Below are 18,252 nucleotides of genomic sequence, written 5' to 3'. Positions count from 1 at the left end.
ATTTGTTAAGATGGGAAAGCCAACAGGATTTTTGGAATATGCAAGACGTGAGGATGCTTGTATCCCCGCTGATGAGCGCATATATAACTTCAATGAATTTCATATTTCCCTTGACCCGGAAAAGAGAAAGGAACAGGGCGCCAGGTGCATGAATTGTGGTGTTCCTATGTGCCAGTCCGCGATAAAGCTTAAGGGAATGGTCACAGGATGTCCCCTTCATAACCTGATTCCTGAGTGGAATGACGAGATATACCACGACCATATAGCCCATGCCCTTTCAAGACTCTTAAAAACCAGTAATTTCCCGGAATTTACCGGAAGGGTTTGCCCGGCACTTTGCGAAAAAGCCTGCATCTGTGGCATGAATGAAGATCCGGTAACGATCCATAACAACGAGTTATACCTTATAGAGACAGCCTTTAAGCAGGGGATCATGAAACCCAGGATCCCAAAGGTCAGAAGCAGCAAGAGGGTTGCTGTCATAGGCAGTGGTCCTTCGGGGCTTGCTGTTGCTGACCAGCTTAATCACAGAGGTCACAACGTCACTGTATTTGAAAGGGAAGATCGCATAGGCGGACTTTTGATGTATGGAATTCCCAACATGAAGCTCCAGAAGGAGGTAATCGAGAGGCGGAAGAGCCTTATGGAGCAGGAAGGGGTAGTATTCCGAACCGGTGTGAATGTTGGTGAAAAAGGGGATAAGGACAGCATCAGTGCAAAAGAGCTTTTGGCCCAGTATGATGCGATCGCACTATGCTGCGGCGCTAAGAAGGCAAGGCCCCTGGGGGTTAAGGGCTTTGAGAAGGTAAAAGGCGTACACTATGCAGTGGATTTTCTTAAATCTACTACAAAAAGTCTTTTAGATTCCGGACTTAAGGAAGGAACCTTTATCAGTGCCAAGGACAAGAGGGTTGTGATTGTTGGCGGTGGTGACACCGGAAATGACTGTCTTGGCACGTGCCTGCGACACGGATGTCGTTCAGCCATACAGCTGGAAATGATGCCTGCTCCGCCCGTTGTAAGGAGACCTGACAATCCATGGCCTGAGTGGCCCAAGGTCCTTAAGACAGATTATGGCCAGCAGGAAGCGATAGCAAAGTTTGGAAGTGATCCAAGAATATATGAGACCACAGTAAAAGAGCTGATCACCAAAAATGACAAGCTTAGCGGAATAAAGACAGTGAAGGTCCAGTTTAAGGATGGAAAGCTCACTGAGGTTCCCGGAAGTGAAGAGGAGATAAGGTGTGATCTACTTCTTATAGCAGCCGGATTTGTTGGCTGTGAAGAATATACAGCCAAGGATTTTGGTGTAAAGCTTACAGATAGAGGAGTGGTTGAAACTCTTTTACCTAATTACAGGACCAATGTGGACAAGGTGTTCACTGCGGGAGATATGCACAGAGGCCAGTCACTGGTGGTATGGGCTATCGCAGAGGGCAGGGAATGTGCCCGGGAAATAGATGAGTACCTGATGGGTTACTCAAATATGTAATATTTTGGCAGCAATGGCGCTGTGACGGCAAAAAACCGTTACGGCGCCTTTTCTGTATATAAATTATTTAAAGGAGGAGTGTGTTATGACAGAAGAAGCTATCAGAAGTTTAGTATCTGAATCTTCAACAACAACTATCTTTGCAATCTGGTTCCTTATCGGAGCCGCTCTTGTATTCTGGATGCAGGCAGGATTCGCCATGGTGGAGGCAGGATTCACCAGAGCCAAGAATACAGGTAACATTCTTATGAAGAACCTTATGGATTTCTGTATTGGAACCGTAATGTTCATCCTGATCGGTTTTTCACTTTTACTTGGGGAGGACCTTATGGGGTTCATTGGAAAGCCGGGATTCGACATTTTTACATCCTATGCAAACTTTGACTTCTCAAACTTTGTGTTCAACCTGGTATTCTGTGCTACAACAGCAACCATCGTATCAGGTGCCATGGCTGAGAGAACAAAATTCCTGTCCTATTGTATCTATTCAGCAGTGATCTCAGGACTTATCTATCCTATCGAGGCTCACTGGATCTGGGGCGGCGGCTGGCTCTCTCAGCTTGGCTTCCATGATTTTGCAGGATCCTGTGCGATCCACATGGTAGGTGGTATTTCAGCCCTTATCGGCGCAGCTATGCTTGGACCAAGAATCGGTAAGTTTACTAAGGATAAGAACGGCAACATCACAGAAGTAAACGCATTCCCAGGCAGTAACCTGGCAATCGGTGCTCTTGGATGTTTCATTCTCTGGTTTGGATGGTATGGATTCAACGGAGCAGCTGCTACAAGCGGACCTCAGCTGGCTTCCATCTTCCTTACAACAACTGTAGCTCCTGCAGTAGCTACAGTAGTAACAATGATCTTCACATGGGTTAAGTATGGTAAACCCGATGTTTCAATGTCTCTCAACGCATCTTTGGCAGGTCTTGTAGCTATCACAGCTCCCTGTGATGTAACAGACTGCTTTGGTGCAATTGTTATCGGTGCAGTAGCAGGTCTTCTGGTTTGCTTTGGAGTTTGGTTCCTTGATTACAAGCTCAGAGTTGATGATCCTGTTGGTGCAGTAGCAGTACATATGATGAATGGTATCTGGGGAACTATCGCAGTTGGTCTTTTTGCAACACCTACAGCTCCCGGAAACGAGGAGACTGGTGTAGTGGGCTTGTTCTATGGCGGCGGAACACACACACTCCTGATACAGCTTCTTGGTTTTGCAACCGTAGCCGCCTGGACAGCCCTTACAATTACAATAGCATTTGTTATTATTAAAGCTCTCATAGGCCTTAGAGTATCTGAGGAAGAGGAAATCACAGGTCTTGATTCCACAGAGCACGGTCTTACATCTGCTTATGCAGGATTCAGCATCATGGATATTTCAAACACTCTTACTGTTGATGTTAACGAGAACACAGACCTTGGTGAGAGCGATTATGAAGCAGCCAGCGATGCTAAGAAAAATGCAGCAGTTCAGGTTTCTATGGAGGCTCCTTTGTCAGAGGAATTCGATACTGGTATGCACAAGGTATCTATCATCTGCAAGCTTGCCAAATTTGATACCCTTAAGAAAGCCCTTAATGAGCTTGGTGTAACAGGTATGACAATGACTCAGGTAATGGGCTGCGGTGTTCAGAAGGGTTCTACCGACAAATACCGTGGAGCTACAGTGGATTCAACCCTGCTTCCTAAGGTTAAGGTTGAGGTCATTGTTTCCAAGATCCCTGTACAGAAGGTTATTGAAGCAGCCAAGAAGGCTCTTTACACCGGACATATCGGTGATGGCAAGATATTCGTTTACAATGTAAGCCGCGTAGTTAAGGTACGTACCGGCGAGGAAGGCGTAGCAGCCCTCCAGGACGTAGAGTAAATCTTCCTGATATTTCTACATAGCGAAAAGGTCATTTCCCTAGTTTTATGGGGTAATGACCTTTTTGCCTTTTTGGTAGTTGTAGTATAATCAGTAAAGATCAACATTATCAGGGAGATACGCATGAATACAGTAAGATTTGCAACGGAAAAAGACATTCCAAGAATTTTGGAGCTTTTGATACAGGTAGATATGGTACATCACAATGGAAGGCCTGACATTTTCAAAGGTCCTGCCACCAAATACAACGCCGATCAGTTAAAAGAGCTGCTGGCAAATGATGAATATGTGATCATGGTATGTGTAGATGAAGACGACAGGGCTATCGGACACGCCTTCTGCATACATAAGCAGGTGCTTTCAGACAATGTCCTGACTGACATCAAGACTCTTTATATTGATGATATCTGTGTGGACGAAGCCGCCAGAGGCCAGCACGTGGGCAAGAGCCTCTATGACGCAGTAGTTAAATATGCCCGGGAAAAGAGCTACTACAACATTACATTGAATGTGTGGAGCTGCAATCCCGGGGCAATGAAGTTCTATGAGAGTATGGGGCTTGTTCCTCAGAAAATCTGCATGGAAAAAGTTCTGTGATTATATGTGTTATATAACTTATATGTTCGTCAGGGAAATGATCATTCCCGCCGTCTCAAGCATGTCTGTGCCTGAATCCATGGCACATTTCTGAAGATATTTGTGGGCCTCCGGCTCAGTCATATGATGTCTTTCCATCAAAAGAGCTTTAGCCTGGTCGATGACCTTTTTGTCTGCCTCGGAGCGCTTCATCCTGCGTTCCTTGGCTTTCTTTTTGAGCCTGTGTACGCCCTCAAGCATCAGATTAAGGGTGGAAAAGAGATCTGCCCTTTGAAGCGGTGTTGAAAGGTATATGAGGCGGTCATTATCAGCGTCTGAAGGGGCTCTGTCAGTGGATGCAATAAGCAGCATTTTGAAGTAGGACGGAAGGTCTTCAAGGAGCTCAGAATAGAGCATATCACTCAGGCGGTAGCCACAGATAATGACTCCGCTTCCAAGATCGTCCATGGCTGAAAGGGCCTGAACACCTGAAGAACAGGTGATGACCCCGTCAAAGCCGCCACGGCTCAATATGCTTTTGATATTCTGGGCGTTTTCCGCCTTGGCAAAAGCTACAATAATGTTCACTAAATCCGCCTCGTGCTAAAGATTGTGGTACTTAAAGTGCTTAGAACAAATTGAGATATCTCTGGATCTCCCACTGGGTTACGCAGGTGCGGAAATCCTTCCACTCAGCTCTTTTTGCGTCGAGGAATTTGTTAAATATGGATTCTCCCAGTACCTCTTTTACGAAATCATCTGATTCATAGGCATGGATGGCTTCACCAAGAGTCATGGGAAGTGTCTCATAGCCGCTGTTGCGGAGCTGTTCATAGGTTGCCCGGCCCAGATTCTCGTTGAGCTCATCGGGAGGAGTCATTTTCTTTTCAATGCCATCGATACCTGCAGCGAGAATAAGTGCTATTGCAAGGTATGGATTGCAGGTAGCATCAGGGTTTCTGATCTCAATCCTTGTACCCTCGCCTCTCTTAGAAGGGATGCGGATAAGAGCGCTTCTGTTGGCGGAGGTTGAAGACCAGGAGATGTTTACGGGAGCATCATAACCTGGAACCAGTCTCTTATAGGAATTAACCAGAGGATTGGTCACAAGAGTCATGCCCTTTACATGGGAGAGAACACCGGCGATAAAGTGAAGGGCGGTGTCTGAAAGCTTCTCACCATTTTCTGAAGCAAAAAGGTTATTTCCTTTCTCATCCTGAGCAACGATGTTAATATGCATACCTGAACCACTGATTCCTTCTGTAGGCTTTGGAAGGAAGGTGGCATAAAGGCCGTGCTTCTTGGCAATGGTTTTAACAGCCATCTTGAAGGTCATGATCATGTCTGCAGTTCGCTCTGCATCTTCAGCCTTGAATTCAATCTCATGTTGGGCAGGAGCAATCTCATGGTGAGATGAGGAAATCTCAAAGCCCATTTCTTCAAGATTGAGGATTATGTCACGGCGGACGTTTTCTCCCTGGTCTGCAGGGGCAACGTCAAAATATCCGCCCTTTTCCTTTGTATGAGTGGTAGGCTGTCCCTCATCGTCATAATCAAAAAGGAAAAATTCCGGCTCAGGATTGACTTTGAAATTAAGGCCCATTTTAGCTGCCTTTTCAACCACCTGCTTCAGGACATGTCTGGGATCACCTGCAAATGGCTGTCTGTCTACGGTGTAAACGTTGCAGAACATACGGGCAACCTTACCGGACTGTGGACGCCAGGGATATATCTCAAAGCTGTCCAGATCAGGATAGAGATACATATCGCTCTCATCGCTGCGGACAAAGCCCTCTACAGATACGCCGTCAAACATACACTCGTTGTTCAGTGCACCTTCCAGCTGGCTTGCAGCTATGGCGATGTTTTTTGGAACACCGAAAATGTCACAGAACTGAAGTCTGATAAAAGCTACATCCTCTTCCTCCACAATGCGGAATATATCTTCCTTAGTATACTTGCTCATGATTCCTCCTTAACCAAGACTTAGTTTTCCATAGGATAATATAGAAAAAGGCACCAGAAACAGCGAACAGAATATGTCCGAGTTCTGGCGCCCTTGCCTCTAGATATTTTACATAAATAGTACAGTCAAAGCAAGTAGCCATTTGCTTTATTTGATATAATTATTCATAGGTATAAAAAGCCTTTCGGAGGAATTGGAATGAATGTTTTTGACATAATCGGCCCTGTGATGATAGGACCGTCAAGTTCTCACACTGCAGGCGCTGTGCGCCTTGGAAGAGTGGTGAACAAGCTCATAGATGAAAGAACCTTGAAAAAGGTGGAGATCACTCTTTCAGGTTCCTTTGCCCAGACCTATAAGGGGCATGGAACGGACAAGGCGCTACTTGCAGGAATAATGGGCTATAAAAGCTATTCACCGGAGATCAGAAATGCTCTTGAGATAGCAGATGAAAGAGGCATCGAATACTCTTTTAATAAGGAAAACATATCCGGAGCGCATCCAAACACTGCAAGGATCCACTACTATCTTGACGATGGCAGCGATGGCGTCATGCAGGGAGCCAGCATTGGCGGAGGTAATATCCTGGTAAACCAGATAAATGGCATGACTGTTGAGTTTAATGGTGATAACAACACCATTCTTGTTATGCATGAAGATAAGCCAGGCGTAATCGCCAGCGTGACCAATCTGATGCACTGGGAGCATGAGGACCTTAACATCTCTAATTTCAGGCTTTCAAGGCTTCATAAGGGCGGAGAGGCCATTATGACTATCGAGATAGACAATCCGCCGCCGGATTCTCTGGTAGATGACATCAGGGGAATCGACCATGTCATCAATGCAATTCTTATAAGAAGAGTTTAAGGAGCAGGAAGATGCTGGAATATACCTCTATCAGCGAGCTTGTTCAGGAAGCTGAGAAAAGAAATATCAGAATAAGTGATCTTGTCCTGGAGGATCAGGCTCTCTCCATGGAAAAGACAAGTCTTGAAGTATACGAACAGATGGAGCTTAGCTTCCATATCATGATGGATTCAGTAAAAGAGGGCATGAAGAAGGATCAAAGATCCACTTCAGGTCTTACAGGTGGTGAAGGCTTCCTTATGAATGAGTATGCAGGGAAGGGTGAGGGACTTTCAGGAACCTTCATGACTAAGGCCATTGCCAGAGCGCTGGCAGTTGCAGGCTGCAATGCTTCCATGGGAAAGATTGTGGCTGCACCAACAGCTGGGAGCTGCGGAATCCTTCCAGGGTGTCTTGTGAGCCTTTACGAGGACAGGGGCTTTAAGGAAGATGACATCATCATGTCCATGTTTACTGCTGGAGCCTTTGGCATGGTAATTGCCCAGAAGGCCAGTATTGCAGGTGCCCAGGGCGGATGCCAGGCTGAATGCGGATCTGCTGCAGCAATGGCAGCCGGTGCTTTAGTGGAGCTAATGGGTGGAACTCCGAGCCAGTGTGCAGATGCCTGTGCCATGGCCATTTCCAGCCAGATGGGGCTGGTGTGTGATCCTGTGGCAGGTCTTGTGGAGATTCCCTGTATTAAAAGAAATGTCTCCGGGCTGGCAATAGCTTTTTCCAGCGCAGACATGGCCCTTGCAGGGATTTCGTCAAAGATCCCGGTGGATGAGTGCATAGATGCCATGAGAGAGGTGGGAGAAGCGCTTCCTGCCTCATTAAAAGAAACAGCCGGCGGAGGTCTTGCAACCACTCCAACCGGCCAAAAGCTTCGCGATCAGGTATTTGGATCTAAAGGTGTATAAAAAGGGAACATCTCTTTTATTCGGAAAAAGACATCTCGGATGCTCTTATCATGTCGCTGAGAGCCTTGTCGGAAACCTCCAGGACCCAGGACAGCATGCTTATGTTGTGTGCATGCTCCTCCACAGTAAATTTTGGGCATGTCAGATAGGTATCTATTTCATCCTGGAGTTTTTTCCTGATTTCTTCCTCAGAGCGCATGATCACCTCACAAAATATAAAGAATATTTAGACTCTATTTTGATTATACAGCATTTTCCGGGTTTGGAGCATAATATGGTTGAAATATTACCACATAAATGTTAATCTCAATTCTCAGGGATTTAATTAGAATAGGAGTATAATAGTAATGAGAATTGCAGTAACTTATGATAATGGTGAAGTATTTCAGCATTTTGGACACTCAGAGGCTTTTAAGGTATATGAAGTAGAGGACGGAAAGGTCATTTCTTCAGAAGTTATCAGCTCAAACGGCGAGGGACATGGAGCTCTTGCAGGTCTTCTTGCAGATCAGAAGGTAAATGTACTTATCTGCGGCGGAATCGGCGGTGGCGCCCATGACGCTCTTATGGAGAACGGTATTGAGATGTGTGCAGGCGTATCAGGAAACGCTGATGAGGCTGTAGAGGCATATCTTAGAGGAGAGCTTACAGATTCAGGTGTTAACTGTGATCATCACGGAGAGGGTCACAGCTGCGGTGATCACCACGATGGTGAGGGACATTGCGGACATCACGACAATGATGATGAAGCTGAGGAAGAGTGTGGCGGCTGTTCAAGCGGCGGATGTGGCGGATGCAGTGGTTGCCACTCTGAGCCTTTGTTTGAGGGCAAGAACGTCGGAAAAACCTGCCGTGTTCACTACAAGGGAACCTTTAACGATGGAAGTCAGTTCGATTCTTCCTATGACAGGGGAGAGCCTTTAGAGTTTACCTGTGGCTATGGCATGATGATCAGAGGATTTGATATGGCTGTAGCTGACATGGAGGTTGGCGAGATCCGTGATATCCACCTTACTCCAAACGAAGCATATGGAGAGTTTGATCCTGAGGCTGTATTTTCACTGAAGATTGCAGAGCTTCCCGGTTCTGAAGACGCAGAAGTAGGACAGCAGGTTTACCTTCAGGACTTCTACGGAAGACCAATTCCTGTAAAGGTTACAGCTAAGGATGATACAACAATTACCTTTGATGCTAACCATGAGATGGCAGGAAAAGAGCTGAACTTCAAGATTGAGCTTGTTGAGGTAAAATAATAACAATATGAATAACAAGGCAGCCATAACCCGCACTGAATTGGAGCAAAGAGAAAGAAAATATGGTAACAGTCTCGTGGTCAGCGGGATTGCTGTGATCTTTTTTGGCTTCTGGTCTGTTCTTAAGATTATTGAAGAAATAGCCATTGGAAAGGTGGATTTCTTTGAGATGCTTGATCTGGCGGATGAGGAGGATATAGGCATTCGAGTGTTCATGACAGTCTTTTTCGTTTTGTTAACTCTTGCCGTTATTTTTCTCCACTACAGGGTGGGAAGGGCTGCCATACTGGTAGGAAGGGGTAAAAAGAAGAAATTCTTTTACCTCCTTTTTGCTATAAGCCTTCTTTTACTCACTGTGGTAAGCTTTCCAACCTACATTAATCCAGAAGCGGTTGATCAGGACGATGTTACTATAGCTGCATTTTTCGTAGATGTGGCTTATTGTCTTGCACTTTTAGATATGGTCGTGTCCTCTTTTCTCATTTGGCGGGCCAGAAAACAATTGAGGGAGGGGTAGTATGCAGCAGGATTTTCACTATTATGCCACATATGCGGCTGCGTACCTCGCGGGTTATTCCCACGAAGAGTGCATGGATATCTGCTATAGCGCTGAGTTTGTAGATCACTGCTCCGCAACACTTCTTGCCAAGATAGAGGGGCCAGAGGATGCAGCCACGACTCAGCTTCAGCTTGAGCTTATGGATTCTCCTATGGACATTTTGGGTATCATGGAAATGACAAGGATATGGTCTGCTTTCCATTTCCTGCCCTATGATCTTTACGCTGAGAAGAAATGGGCTACTAAGATTTATAAAAACAAGTATAGACTGATCTGTAAGCCTAATGGAGCTCTTTTGGCTGAAACCGTGAACCTGGCAAAGGGTAAATCCCTTCAGGCAGTGGGGCTGGCAATGCACGTTCTTGCTGACACCTGGGCTCACAGCAATTTTGCCGGTACACCTTCTCAGGTCATCAACAATGTAAACTATTACTTTTATGAGCTTGTTCCAGAAGGAGACGGTTTTATAGAAAGAGAGATCAGGTTCAGACATAAGAAATCAGCTCCCGATGATATTGAGAACGGCTTATATTCAAACACTTTGCACCGGGGAATTGAGAACTCCGTAATGAATCTGGGCCATGGAAGAGCAGGCCATTTTCCGGATTACAGCTTTGCCAGATACAAATATCTTCCTGCCTGGGACAATTACAAAGTGGTTCTAAAGGATAATCCAAGTGACTACATGAAGGCCTTTACGCAGATGATCTACGCCATGAAGTATCTAAGGGGTGAGTATACAAGCTTTGAGCTGGACAGGTATGATACTGAGGCGGTTGAACCTTATGAGAGCCGGATAAAAGAGATATTGGAAAAGCGCCAGCATGATGGCTGCGCTGATTGGAAAGAATTTTGCCAGGAACTTTCCGGAGAGACTATAGAAGATTTTGACCTGGAGAAATATCAGGATGAGTATCTTCTGGCACCAAAGCCACAAAAGGGATACGCTTTTTTAGGCAAGTTTATAGAGGCTGCATATTCCCAAAAGCACATGGTAACAGACAGGATCTACAAGTCAGGAAATCGTCTTGCAGGTATTTCGTTGGATATCAAAGGGAAGAAATTATGAGTAATTTTCAGAGAATCACAAGTATAGTGACAGCTGTTTTTATGCTGGGATTTGCCATAAGCCTTTTCATAGATCCCAAATCAGGCTATGTTATGGTGGTTTCAGTTTTGGGTATTGCTCTCATCGGATATGGAGTGGGAACCCTGATCTATTTTTTCACCATGGCAAGACATATGGTAGGTGGAAAGCTGGAGCTCTACAAGGGAGTTATTCTTACAGAATTCGGATATCTGGCCTATTCTGCAAACGATATTCCCAGGGTTTATGTCATTATCTACCTGGCTGTGATCCATTTGTTTGAAGGTGTTGTAGAAGTGCTAAGATCCGGGGAGGCTAAGGCCCAAGGGGGCCACTGGAAGCTAAAGTTCTTTCACGGGATTGTGGATTTTGCCCTGGCTGTGCTGTGCATTATATATATTCGAAAGACTAATACTGCAGTGTTTATTTATGCCATTGGACTTGTATATTCAGCGGCCATGCGTATTGCAGGCGCTCTCAGAAAGAGCGTAGTTGTATATGATGACAGCCCTGTTACGTGAAAGGCTCAATTGATCAAATAAGGAAAAGAGATACAAATGCCAGCTCTGCTAAGATTACCACTCCTGCAACAATGGGAGTTAGGAATTTGACGATCTTAATGAAGCTGGTATTTCTTTTGCCATCTATCAGTGCGTAAACGCTGTAGGGAATAGCACCGAGGATACCAAGGATCAGGAAGGTTGGGACAGTTACTATGAAAAGAACTATTGAACCAACTTTTACTTTTTCCTGCTGCTGATCAAACCAGGCCCTGAAAAAGATATAAACATAACTAAAGATAAAGCCCATGATAAGGCCAATAAGGCCTGAGGTAACCATGGCAAGGGGAGTTACTCCGCCGCCTCCAAAGAGACCTCCGTCAAGGCTTTCAAGCATTCCAAGGATTGCAAAGCCTATAGCGAAGTATTTTTGTATTTTAAATTTGTCCTTAAGGTCATTTATGCTCTGATGCTGCTTGCCGGATGCATCTCTTTTGCCAAAGTATTGCTCTGCATCCCTACGCTGACTCTTTTCAAAACGGGCTTTTTCTTCGTTTTCTCTGGCCTTGATCTCCTGGCTGGTCTCCAGTTCTTTGGCGCCTTCCACAAGTTCTTTAAGCTGCTGGAAATCTCCCTCAGTAAAAGACTCTCTTCCTGCAGGGAAAACAAGATTTTTGTCCAGAGAACAGATAAAAAGGTATTCGCCGCTTTCAAGGAGCCTTGTGGCCTTATTTAGAGGGAACATCATATCCTTAAATATGCCCTCATCACCTGAAACTACTATGCGGGCGCTTTTATCATCAACTGTGACAACACATTTTGCATTTTCATCTATATATGAAGTATCAAGGGGGCTTACGCACTCTTTTGCCTCCCGGGATGTGACTTTTTTAAGCTCTGAAGCTATTTTTGACTTTTCGTTTACATCTAGCGAATATTCAAACCTTATCATGTATAATAACCCTCAACATTCTACAAATTCTCAACACAAATGACCTTATCATAATGTTGTGCATAATACTATACGAATGTCAGCTAAAAATTTTTTACTTTTTGGTCAGTTATTCGTATAAAATATTAGTTATATAAAACGGAGGTGCTTAAAATGGGAGATAAAGAAAAGGTTATCCTTAATGAGACAGAGCTTGAGACAGTGAACGGAGGAACAAACCTGATTGATGTTGCCGTAAGCAAAAAAGCTGATTTTGATAAGGCGTGGAATAGTCTTGGAATGGAGAAAAAGGGCTTTTCAGGAATGGCAAGAGCAGAGCTCTTTGATAAATGGGAGAGAGGCGGATATTCTGCTGATCCAACTACTTTTATTCTTAAGGAGACAAATTTCCAGGTATGAGAGCGGTAATTACAAGAGTTGATTCTGCGTCGGTGAAGATAGGCGCAGATTTTTGCGGACAGATCGATAAAGGCTTTTTGGTTCTCCTTGGAGTTCATCAGACGGATACTGAGGAGAAGGCAAAGAAAATGGCCGATAAGATCTGCGGAATGAGAATATTTGAGGATGAAAACGGCAAGATGAACATTGCGCCAAAGGATGCAGGAGCAAAGCTCCTTATTGTGAGCCAGTTCACTCTTTATGCCGATTGTAGCTCCAGAAGGCCGGGATTTTCTGAGGCAGCAAGACCTGAGATATCAAAGCCCCTTTATGAGCTGGTGGTTTCTGAGTGCAGAAACAGAGGATTTGAAGTACAGACCGGAGAATTTGGAGCAGATATGAAGGTTGAGTCAGTGAATGACGGACCTGTCACAATAGTTCTTGATGTATAAAAAAGAGGCTTGACGCCAGGTGGCGCCAGCCTCTTTTAAATAACTGCTGTTTTAGTATCTTTCCAGACCCAGTGCACAACGCACGTGTCTGTCCAGTTCAGCATCACTGAGCTCAAATCCGAAAACATCTATATCGTCCATAAGTCCGATCTTTGCATAGTTCTCGTCGTCTGTGCAGCTGATCACCATGTAAGGCTTATCAGATTCATCAAACTTAATGACATCAGTTCTGTAGAAGAGGCCATTCCATTTGAAGGTACGCCTCTGACCGAACTTTTCTCTGTTCTTAACATTCAGCTCCTCCAGGGCTTCACCACCGTTTTTCTCAAAGGAGGACTCTATATAATCCAGTCTCTGCTCAACTTCTTCCCCGGTAAATCCGGTACCCTTGATAACAGAAAGGATTTCCTCCATCTCTCTCTTTTTACGGCGCTGCTGAGCCTGCAAGCGCTCCTCAGCCTCGGCGCGATATTTCCTGTTGGTCTTAATATAATTGAACAACAGAATGATCACGTCTACAACCAGTAGAACAGCAACTATGCAAAGTACAATAAGAACTATTGCTTTAAAGTCCATTATTCTTCACCCTTTCCGCTTCATCAAGCACCTTTTTTACCCAGTCACTGTCAGGCCCGGATATCTTGAAAACTTTAAGGTCTGGGTTCTCTATTCCCTGGGGTTTCTCTTCGCAATCTACATGAAGAGAGATGGTCTTTTCATCCTCCGGGTTAAAGGAAGTGATGACCTGGTCAAAATAAATGTTATGGTGCTTGAAAAGAGCATCGATATAAATGGGGGTTTTGAATGAAGATGCATAAATAGTAGTAGTGAAACCCTTTTTTTGAAGTTCGTTTATCAGCTCTTCGGAACCTTTTCTGAGCTTTTCAGGAAACACTCTGTTTAGTGGAAATTCAAGTTCAGGCTCTGTCTCGATCGCCTCGTCGGAAACGAACAGAACGTCATCCAGATTAAAAGAAACTTTCATGACCTTCTCCCTTATTATTTAGCAATAATATGATGTTTATATTATATCATTAAATCGCATTTTCGTTGAAATAATCCGATTAGTACAGAAAAATAAATGGAAAGATATACCTAAAAGGCGCTATAATTTACATATATGCAAAGATACACAAAGGGAGGTAACAAAGATATGAAAGCAGTTATTGCGTATGCATCTACTCATCACGGCAACACAAAGAAAGTGGTTGAGGCAATAGCAAAAGAATGTGATGTTGAGCTTGTAGATGTTACACAGGTTAGAGAAAAGAATCTTTCCGACTATGATCTGATCGGATTTGCATCAGGAATATATGCAGCACAGTTCCATCAGCAGGTTAAGAACTTTGCCCAGGTGAATCTTCCACAGGGTAAAAAGATCTTCTACATTATGACAAGCGCCATGGATAAGGACTTTTCAAAGTCAATGGAGCCTTCCATCAGCGGAAAGAATGCTGAAGTAGTTGGCAAGTTCTCCTGCCACGGTTACAACACTTTTGGTCCTTTCAAGCTTGTTGGCGGAACCAGCAAGGGACATCCCGATGAGACAGACCTTAAAAACGCTGTAGAATTCTTTAAGGGACTTCAGTAATATCGTCTTCTGAACCATAAATGTCTATTTGAGCAGCCATCTGTTTATGCTTTTCTTCCATGGCTGCGTAGTGTTTGACAGTGGTGTTGACATCCTTGTGGCCAAGGACATCGGCAACCATATAAATATCGCCTGTTTTGTTATAAAGGGCGGTACCATAGGTCTTTCTGAGCTTGTGAGGAGATAATTTCCTTGTAAGGCCCAGATTGTTTCCGTATTTTTCAACCATATATTGGATGCTTCTGACAGAGAGCCTCGTATGTTTAAGAGAGATAAACAACGCAGGCTCTTTTTCATCCGCCAAAAGCATAGGACGTTCATGCTTGATGTAGTCCTTAAGGGCATTTCGAACCTGTTCACTTATATAAATATCCGTAGCCTTACCACCTTTTCTGACAATGGAGATGGTATTGGTGTTAAAGTTTACGTCATTTAAGTCGATTCCGGCGCACTCGGAGACACGGATCCCGGTTCCAAGAAGCAGGGTTATTATGGCAAGATCTCTTTTGGCTGTATTCTCACAAAGGGCCTTGGAGTGCTTGTTCTTTACCTGAACGTTGGCAACGGCATCCATGAGCTGTTTTACCTCATCGGAATCCAGTCTGAAGATCTCGTTTTCAATTTCTCTTTTCTTTTTGGCGGCCTTAGCTGTGGGATCCTGGGCAATAAGGTCCATTTTTACAAGGTATCCAAAGAAATTTCTTATGGATGCCATTTTTCTGGCAACTGCACGAGGGTTCTCGCCTCTTTTACCATTTTCTCTGTCGCCGAAACCAAGATAGTTCTGAAATTCGTTGATATCTGCGGGGGAAAGGGACTTTATAACGTCAAAAGAGATATCTTTTGTATCAAGATTTTTGCACAGGGGGTTGTTCTGCTTAAGATACTGATAGAAGATCAAAAGATCATGGCTGTAGCTGTAGACAGTGTTGATCTGGTACCTCAAGAGACACTCCTCGATGAAAGCGTGAGTGTGCTGTGGAAGCTGAGCCTTTACCTGCTTGATATTTTCGCGCTTTGCCTGATTCATTTCCCTGTAATATGCTGAATTTTCGCCCATAAACTTTTTCCTCCGCTAAGTACAATTGTATCATATAATATAGATAAGAAGACTGTTGAAAGGGGGCTTTCATATGGTAAAGGACGAAAAACAACTACTCGAGGCAATCAAGCATGAGCATCATATCACAAAAGAGATCACTGATACTCTGATAGAACTGGACCAACTTCCAAGTACAGGAACACAGGTGTACCTGAATGAGCTGATCGTTGAGCTGTATAAAAGAGTGGTTGACAGGTCTGATGACATTATAGTTGAGGAATTTGGGGATAAAGTTATGACATCCGAGGACTTCACCAAGTGGGTGGAGGACAATTTCACAACTTATTCAGCAAACCTTTTTAAGGAGTCAATTTAACGCAGCATAAACTTTCTTGCTACATTGATACCAACCTTGTAGGGGAGAGGTCTTATGACCCTGTCTGCTTCCTTGAGTTTTTCTCTTATGGGTATATTCTGTGGGCAATGCTGTTCGCATTTTCCGCAGCCTATGCACTGGGTGGCAAAGGCAGGGTCTTTTTTCAGGCCTACAGTCTGGGCATATTCGAATCTTGCTGCTGACTTGCTGTCTACAGTAGTCATGTTATAGCTTCTAAACAGAGCAGGGATATCTACGCCCTTAGGGCAGGGCATACAGTATCTGCAGCCTGTGCAGCCCACCAGCTCTGATTCTGAGATTATCTCTTTAACTTTGCTTATAACCTCAAAGTCTTTTTCGGTAAAAGAGTCTGCTTTTGCGCTGGAAGCAATACGGCAGTTTTCTTCTACCATTTCTATGGAGTTCATTCCAGATAAAACACAGGTAACCTCTTTTTGATTCCAAAGCCATCTAAGACCATATTCTGCAGGAGTATAACCATTTGGCTGAGCAGCTATGAGTTCTTTTGCCTTTTCAGGAAGCTGATTTACAAGCTTACCGCCTCTTAGTGGTTCCATGATAACTACCGGAATGTTCTTTTCTGCAGCATGCATAAGGCCTTCTCTGCCAGCCTGAGAGTGCTCATCCACGTAGTTGTACTGGATCTGGCAAAAATCCCAGTCATAGGCGTCAAGGATCCCGATAAAGTCCTCTGTATTTCCATGATAGGAAAAACCTATATTTCTGATCTGGCCTGAGGCCTTTTTTCCCTCAATCCACTGCCTGATTCCCACATTTTCAAGTTTATCCCACTGGTTCATGGCAGTCATGTGGTGCATCAGATAGTAGTCCACATGGTCAGTGCGAAGCCTTTTTAGCTCCTCGTCAAAATATTTGTCCAGTGCAGCTCTGCTTCCAACCAGGTACTGGGGGAGCTTGGTGGCAATATTTACCTTGTCTCTGATATTGTTACGCTCAAGGATTTCACCCAGGGCAGCTTCAGATCCGGTGTATACATAAGCAGTATCAAAGTAGTTCACACCCTGTCTAAAGGCGGCCATGATCTCTTTCTCTGCCTTATCAATGTCGATGCCTCTTCCATTAGTAGTAAATCTCATGCAGCCATATCCAAGAATGGATATGGGTTCCCCGTTTTTGTTTTGCCTGTACTCCATAATTACCTCTCAAAATAAGTGAAAACCCGGCGCTATGCGCACAATTATATTGTATAAAATAAATGATAAAACATTTAATACATTTGTCAAGAAAAATGTGGTATCATACAAAGGCTGTTTTAATAAGTAAAAGAAATAAGAGAGGAATAGTAACATTGTTCGATAAAAACCCAATAGATCGGTGCAAGGGGGACCTGATTACGAAGCTTATGCTGGGAGTAAGGGGATTTAACCAGAAGCATAGGCAATGTGCTAAAGTCGCCACTTTTTTTGCCCTTTTTTTGATCGTTATCATAAGTGCATTATTTGGAATCGCAGGAGGGATCTGGTCCCTTGTCAGGCTGCTGATTTCTGATAAAAGAAAGATCGGAATAGCACTGGCTGTTGTACTGATTCTCGGAACTACGGTGATGCAGCTGGCGGGGCCTACTGCCAGAGCTGTTGATACGATGCCATTGCCGGAATATACACAGGCTGCTGAGGTTCAGGAAGAAGCTATGGCAGAGGCAACCGTTTGTCAGATGGTGCAGGAAGAGGCTGCTATGAAGGAAGCTTCCGCTGAAGTTGCTGCACAGCCTGAGGTGTCAAGAAAAGCCACCAAGGAGTGGAACACCTTAGATGTGGACCTTAGTTCTTTTGCCAAGGATTATCCTGAAACTGTGGGCTGGGTGTACTTTGGGGATGGTCACATAAGTTACCCGATCATGCAGGGAGAGGACAACAGCAAGTACCGCGTACTTGGATATGACGGAGAAGAAGCCAGAACCGGAGCGGTTTTCCTTGATTATAGGTCCTCAGCTGATTTTTCTGACTCCAATTCGATCATCTACGGTCACAATATGAAGGATCGAAGCATGTTCGGAAGCCTAAGGGACTATAGGGAAGACCCAAGATACTATGATACTCATCAGTATTTCCAGATCATCACACCGGAAAAGAGCTATAGATACCTTATATTTGCGTACATGGATGTGCCTGAAAACTATGTGATCTACGACTATGTGGGAGATGCATCAAAAGTATTCGTGGAGGATGCCGAGCCCGTAAGACGTAAATCCTACATGGATTCTGAGATTCCGGTCAATGAGTCAAAAAAGGTTGTGACACTGTCAACCTGTACCGATAAAGATGAGCTCCAGTTCGTAGTTCTGGGAGTTATGGTAGATGAGGACTGAACCTTTTGCCATAAGCAATAATTGAACTGTTTTCGACAAATATTGATA

At 44.3% G+C, this 18,252-nt stretch carries 22 protein-coding genes; 14 read left to right on the top strand and 8 right to left on the bottom strand.

The features are described 5' to 3' along the window. The first annotated feature begins 10 nt into the window (after positions 1–10). From BO18_RS31210 to BO18_RS31200, 3 genes are all read left to right on the top strand, one after another. Complete coding sequence (locus tag BO18_RS31210) at positions 11–1,492, top strand: glutamate synthase subunit beta (RefSeq protein ID WP_034452859.1); 1,482 nt, start codon at positions 11–13, stop codon at positions 1,490–1,492. Positions 1,493–1,577: 85 nt separating this feature from the next. Continuing rightward, a complete protein-coding gene (locus BO18_RS31205) occupies positions 1,578–3,356 on the top strand; it encodes an ammonium transporter (RefSeq protein ID WP_034452857.1) in 1,779 nt (592 codons plus the stop codon). A 123-nt stretch (positions 3,357–3,479) separates the two neighbouring features. Then, the gene (locus BO18_RS31200; protein ID WP_034452855.1) at positions 3,480–3,953 is read left to right on the top strand and encodes a GNAT family N-acetyltransferase; all 474 of its coding nucleotides are present in this window, start codon (positions 3,480–3,482) and stop codon (positions 3,951–3,953) included. Between the two features lie 18 nt (positions 3,954–3,971). Here the strand turns inward: BO18_RS31200 and BO18_RS31195 are convergent, their stop codons facing one another. Both BO18_RS31195 and glnA read right to left on the bottom strand, forming a co-directional pair. Next, the gene (locus tag BO18_RS31195; RefSeq protein ID WP_034452853.1) at positions 3,972–4,520 is read right to left on the bottom strand and encodes an ANTAR domain-containing response regulator; all 549 of its coding nucleotides are present in this window, start codon (positions 4,518–4,520) and stop codon (positions 3,972–3,974) included. Between the two features lie 40 nt (positions 4,521–4,560). After that, positions 4,561–5,898: a type I glutamate--ammonia ligase gene (gene glnA / locus BO18_RS31190; protein ID WP_034452851.1), complete on the bottom strand. Its 1,338-nt coding sequence runs from the start codon at positions 5,896–5,898 to the stop codon at positions 4,561–4,563. 198 nt (positions 5,899–6,096) lie between these two features. Between glnA and sdaAB the strand changes: the two genes are divergently transcribed. Both sdaAB and sdaAA read left to right on the top strand, forming a co-directional pair. Then, a complete protein-coding gene (gene sdaAB / locus BO18_RS31185) occupies positions 6,097–6,765 on the top strand; it encodes an L-serine ammonia-lyase, iron-sulfur-dependent subunit beta (protein WP_034452850.1) in 669 nt (222 codons plus the stop codon). Positions 6,766–6,776: 11 nt separating this feature from the next. Further along, positions 6,777–7,664, top strand: coding sequence for an L-serine ammonia-lyase, iron-sulfur-dependent, subunit alpha (gene sdaAA / locus BO18_RS31180; protein WP_034452847.1), 888 nt, complete (start codon positions 6,777–6,779; stop codon positions 7,662–7,664). A 16-nt stretch (positions 7,665–7,680) separates the two neighbouring features. Here the strand turns inward: sdaAA and BO18_RS31175 are convergent, their stop codons facing one another. Beyond that, positions 7,681–7,863 (bottom strand): hypothetical protein, encoded by a 183-nt coding sequence (locus tag BO18_RS31175; RefSeq protein WP_034452845.1) that lies wholly within the window; start codon positions 7,861–7,863, stop codon positions 7,681–7,683. A gap of 148 nt (positions 7,864–8,011) precedes the next feature. Between BO18_RS31175 and BO18_RS31170 the strand changes: the two genes are divergently transcribed. From BO18_RS31170 to BO18_RS31155, 4 genes are read left to right on the top strand one after another with little or no spacing between them, the layout of a single operon-like run. Beyond that, positions 8,012–8,917, top strand: coding sequence for an FKBP-type peptidyl-prolyl cis-trans isomerase (locus BO18_RS31170; RefSeq protein WP_034452842.1), 906 nt, complete (start codon positions 8,012–8,014; stop codon positions 8,915–8,917). Between the two features lie 7 nt (positions 8,918–8,924). Then, on the top strand, positions 8,925–9,434 hold the full coding sequence (locus tag BO18_RS31165; RefSeq protein ID WP_034452839.1) for a hypothetical protein: 510 nt from the start codon (positions 8,925–8,927) through the stop codon (positions 9,432–9,434). Between the two features lies 1 nt (position 9,435). Next, positions 9,436–10,545 carry a DUF6765 family protein gene (locus BO18_RS31160; RefSeq protein ID WP_034452837.1) on the top strand — a complete coding sequence of 370 codons (1,110 nt, stop codon included), beginning with the start codon at positions 9,436–9,438 and terminating at the stop codon, positions 10,543–10,545. Beyond that, positions 10,542–11,084, top strand: coding sequence for a DUF308 domain-containing protein (locus tag BO18_RS31155; protein ID WP_034452834.1), 543 nt, complete (start codon positions 10,542–10,544; stop codon positions 11,082–11,084). Before BO18_RS31160 ends, BO18_RS31155 begins: the two co-directional genes overlap by 4 nt. 13 nt (positions 11,085–11,097) lie before the next feature. Here the strand turns inward: BO18_RS31155 and BO18_RS31150 are convergent, their stop codons facing one another. Continuing rightward, positions 11,098–12,015, bottom strand: a complete 918-nt coding sequence (locus tag BO18_RS31150; RefSeq protein ID WP_034452831.1) for a hypothetical protein — start codon at positions 12,013–12,015, stop codon at positions 11,098–11,100. Positions 12,016–12,168: 153 nt separating this feature from the next. Between BO18_RS31150 and BO18_RS31145 the strand changes: the two genes are divergently transcribed. Together BO18_RS31145 and dtd are read left to right on the top strand one after the other, a co-directional pair. Continuing rightward, complete coding sequence (locus BO18_RS31145) at positions 12,169–12,414, top strand: hypothetical protein (RefSeq protein ID WP_034452828.1); 246 nt, start codon at positions 12,169–12,171, stop codon at positions 12,412–12,414. After that, positions 12,411–12,845 (top strand): D-aminoacyl-tRNA deacylase, encoded by a 435-nt coding sequence (dtd, locus tag BO18_RS31140; protein WP_034452826.1) that lies wholly within the window; start codon positions 12,411–12,413, stop codon positions 12,843–12,845. Before BO18_RS31145 ends, dtd begins: the two co-directional genes overlap by 4 nt. 51 nt (positions 12,846–12,896) lie before the next feature. Here dtd and BO18_RS31135 read toward each other — a convergent pair whose 3' ends face one another. Together BO18_RS31135 and BO18_RS31130 are read right to left on the bottom strand one after the other, a co-directional pair. Then, positions 12,897–13,421 (bottom strand): hypothetical protein, encoded by a 525-nt coding sequence (locus BO18_RS31135; protein WP_034452824.1) that lies wholly within the window; start codon positions 13,419–13,421, stop codon positions 12,897–12,899. After that, positions 13,411–13,830, bottom strand: coding sequence for a hypothetical protein (locus BO18_RS31130; protein ID WP_034452822.1), 420 nt, complete (start codon positions 13,828–13,830; stop codon positions 13,411–13,413). The genes BO18_RS31135 and BO18_RS31130 overlap by 11 nt, the downstream gene beginning before the upstream one ends. A gap of 168 nt (positions 13,831–13,998) precedes the next feature. Here BO18_RS31130 and BO18_RS31125 point away from each other — a divergent pair, with 168 nt between their 5' ends. Next, complete coding sequence (locus BO18_RS31125; RefSeq protein ID WP_034452820.1) at positions 13,999–14,436, top strand: flavodoxin family protein; 438 nt, start codon at positions 13,999–14,001, stop codon at positions 14,434–14,436. Here BO18_RS31125 and BO18_RS31120 read toward each other — a convergent pair. Continuing rightward, on the bottom strand, positions 14,420–15,496 hold the full coding sequence (locus BO18_RS31120) for a tyrosine-type recombinase/integrase (protein WP_051689352.1): 1,077 nt from the start codon (positions 15,494–15,496) through the stop codon (positions 14,420–14,422). The genes BO18_RS31125 and BO18_RS31120 overlap by 17 nt on opposite strands. A gap of 73 nt (positions 15,497–15,569) precedes the next feature. Here BO18_RS31120 and BO18_RS31115 point away from each other — a divergent pair, with 73 nt between their 5' ends. Beyond that, entirely contained in the window at positions 15,570–15,854 is a 285-nt protein-coding gene (locus BO18_RS31115) for a hypothetical protein (RefSeq protein ID WP_034452819.1), read from the top strand. On the opposite strand, the gene BO18_RS31110 is transcribed toward BO18_RS31115, so the two are convergent. After that, positions 15,851–17,029, bottom strand: coding sequence for an aldo/keto reductase (locus BO18_RS31110; protein WP_034452817.1), 1,179 nt, complete (start codon positions 17,027–17,029; stop codon positions 15,851–15,853). The two genes, BO18_RS31115 and BO18_RS31110, sit on opposite strands and share 4 nt — an antisense overlap. Positions 17,030–17,184: 155 nt before the next feature. Here BO18_RS31110 and BO18_RS33880 point away from each other — a divergent pair, with 155 nt between their 5' ends. Further along, positions 17,185–18,204 carry a class B sortase gene (locus tag BO18_RS33880; RefSeq protein WP_185752653.1) on the top strand — a complete coding sequence of 340 codons (1,020 nt, stop codon included), beginning with the start codon at positions 17,185–17,187 and terminating at the stop codon, positions 18,202–18,204. Positions 18,205–18,252: the final 48 nt, after the last annotated feature.

This window comes from Butyrivibrio sp. AE2032 (genome assembly GCF_000702965.1).
This window is presented reverse-complemented; position numbering and strand designations above follow the sequence as displayed.

Coding starts and splice junctions, on each gene's coding strand:
- BO18_RS31150 (WP_034452831.1), bottom strand. CDS start 12,015: ATGATAAGGTTTGAATATTCGCTAGATGTAAACGAAAAGTCAAAAATA.
- sdaAA (WP_034452847.1), top strand. CDS start 6,777: ATGCTGGAATATACCTCTATCAGCGAGCTTGTTCAGGAAGCTGAGAAA.
- BO18_RS31115 (WP_034452819.1), top strand. CDS start 15,570: ATGGTAAAGGACGAAAAACAACTACTCGAGGCAATCAAGCATGAGCAT.
- dtd (WP_034452826.1), top strand. CDS start 12,411: ATGAGAGCGGTAATTACAAGAGTTGATTCTGCGTCGGTGAAGATAGGC.
- BO18_RS31205 (WP_034452857.1), top strand. CDS start 1,578: ATGACAGAAGAAGCTATCAGAAGTTTAGTATCTGAATCTTCAACAACA.
- BO18_RS31155 (WP_034452834.1), top strand. CDS start 10,542: ATGAGTAATTTTCAGAGAATCACAAGTATAGTGACAGCTGTTTTTATG.
- BO18_RS31200 (WP_034452855.1), top strand. CDS start 3,480: ATGAATACAGTAAGATTTGCAACGGAAAAAGACATTCCAAGAATTTTG.
- BO18_RS31210 (WP_034452859.1), top strand. CDS start 11: ATGGGAAAGCCAACAGGATTTTTGGAATATGCAAGACGTGAGGATGCT.
- BO18_RS31135 (WP_034452824.1), bottom strand. CDS start 13,421: ATGGACTTTAAAGCAATAGTTCTTATTGTACTTTGCATAGTTGCTGTT.
- BO18_RS31165 (WP_034452839.1), top strand. CDS start 8,925: ATGAATAACAAGGCAGCCATAACCCGCACTGAATTGGAGCAAAGAGAA.
- BO18_RS31125 (WP_034452820.1), top strand. CDS start 13,999: ATGAAAGCAGTTATTGCGTATGCATCTACTCATCACGGCAACACAAAG.
- BO18_RS31170 (WP_034452842.1), top strand. CDS start 8,012: ATGAGAATTGCAGTAACTTATGATAATGGTGAAGTATTTCAGCATTTT.
- BO18_RS31160 (WP_034452837.1), top strand. CDS start 9,436: ATGCAGCAGGATTTTCACTATTATGCCACATATGCGGCTGCGTACCTC.
- BO18_RS31145 (WP_034452828.1), top strand. CDS start 12,169: ATGGGAGATAAAGAAAAGGTTATCCTTAATGAGACAGAGCTTGAGACA.
- glnA (WP_034452851.1), bottom strand. CDS start 5,898: ATGAGCAAGTATACTAAGGAAGATATATTCCGCATTGTGGAGGAAGAG.
- BO18_RS31175 (WP_034452845.1), bottom strand. CDS start 7,863: ATGCGCTCTGAGGAAGAAATCAGGAAAAAACTCCAGGATGAAATAGAT.
- BO18_RS31130 (WP_034452822.1), bottom strand. CDS start 13,830: ATGAAAGTTTCTTTTAATCTGGATGACGTTCTGTTCGTTTCCGACGAG.
- sdaAB (WP_034452850.1), top strand. CDS start 6,097: ATGAATGTTTTTGACATAATCGGCCCTGTGATGATAGGACCGTCAAGT.
- BO18_RS31120 (WP_051689352.1), bottom strand. CDS start 15,496: ATGGGCGAAAATTCAGCATATTACAGGGAAATGAATCAGGCAAAGCGC.
- BO18_RS31110 (WP_034452817.1), bottom strand. CDS start 17,029: ATGGAGTACAGGCAAAACAAAAACGGGGAACCCATATCCATTCTTGGA.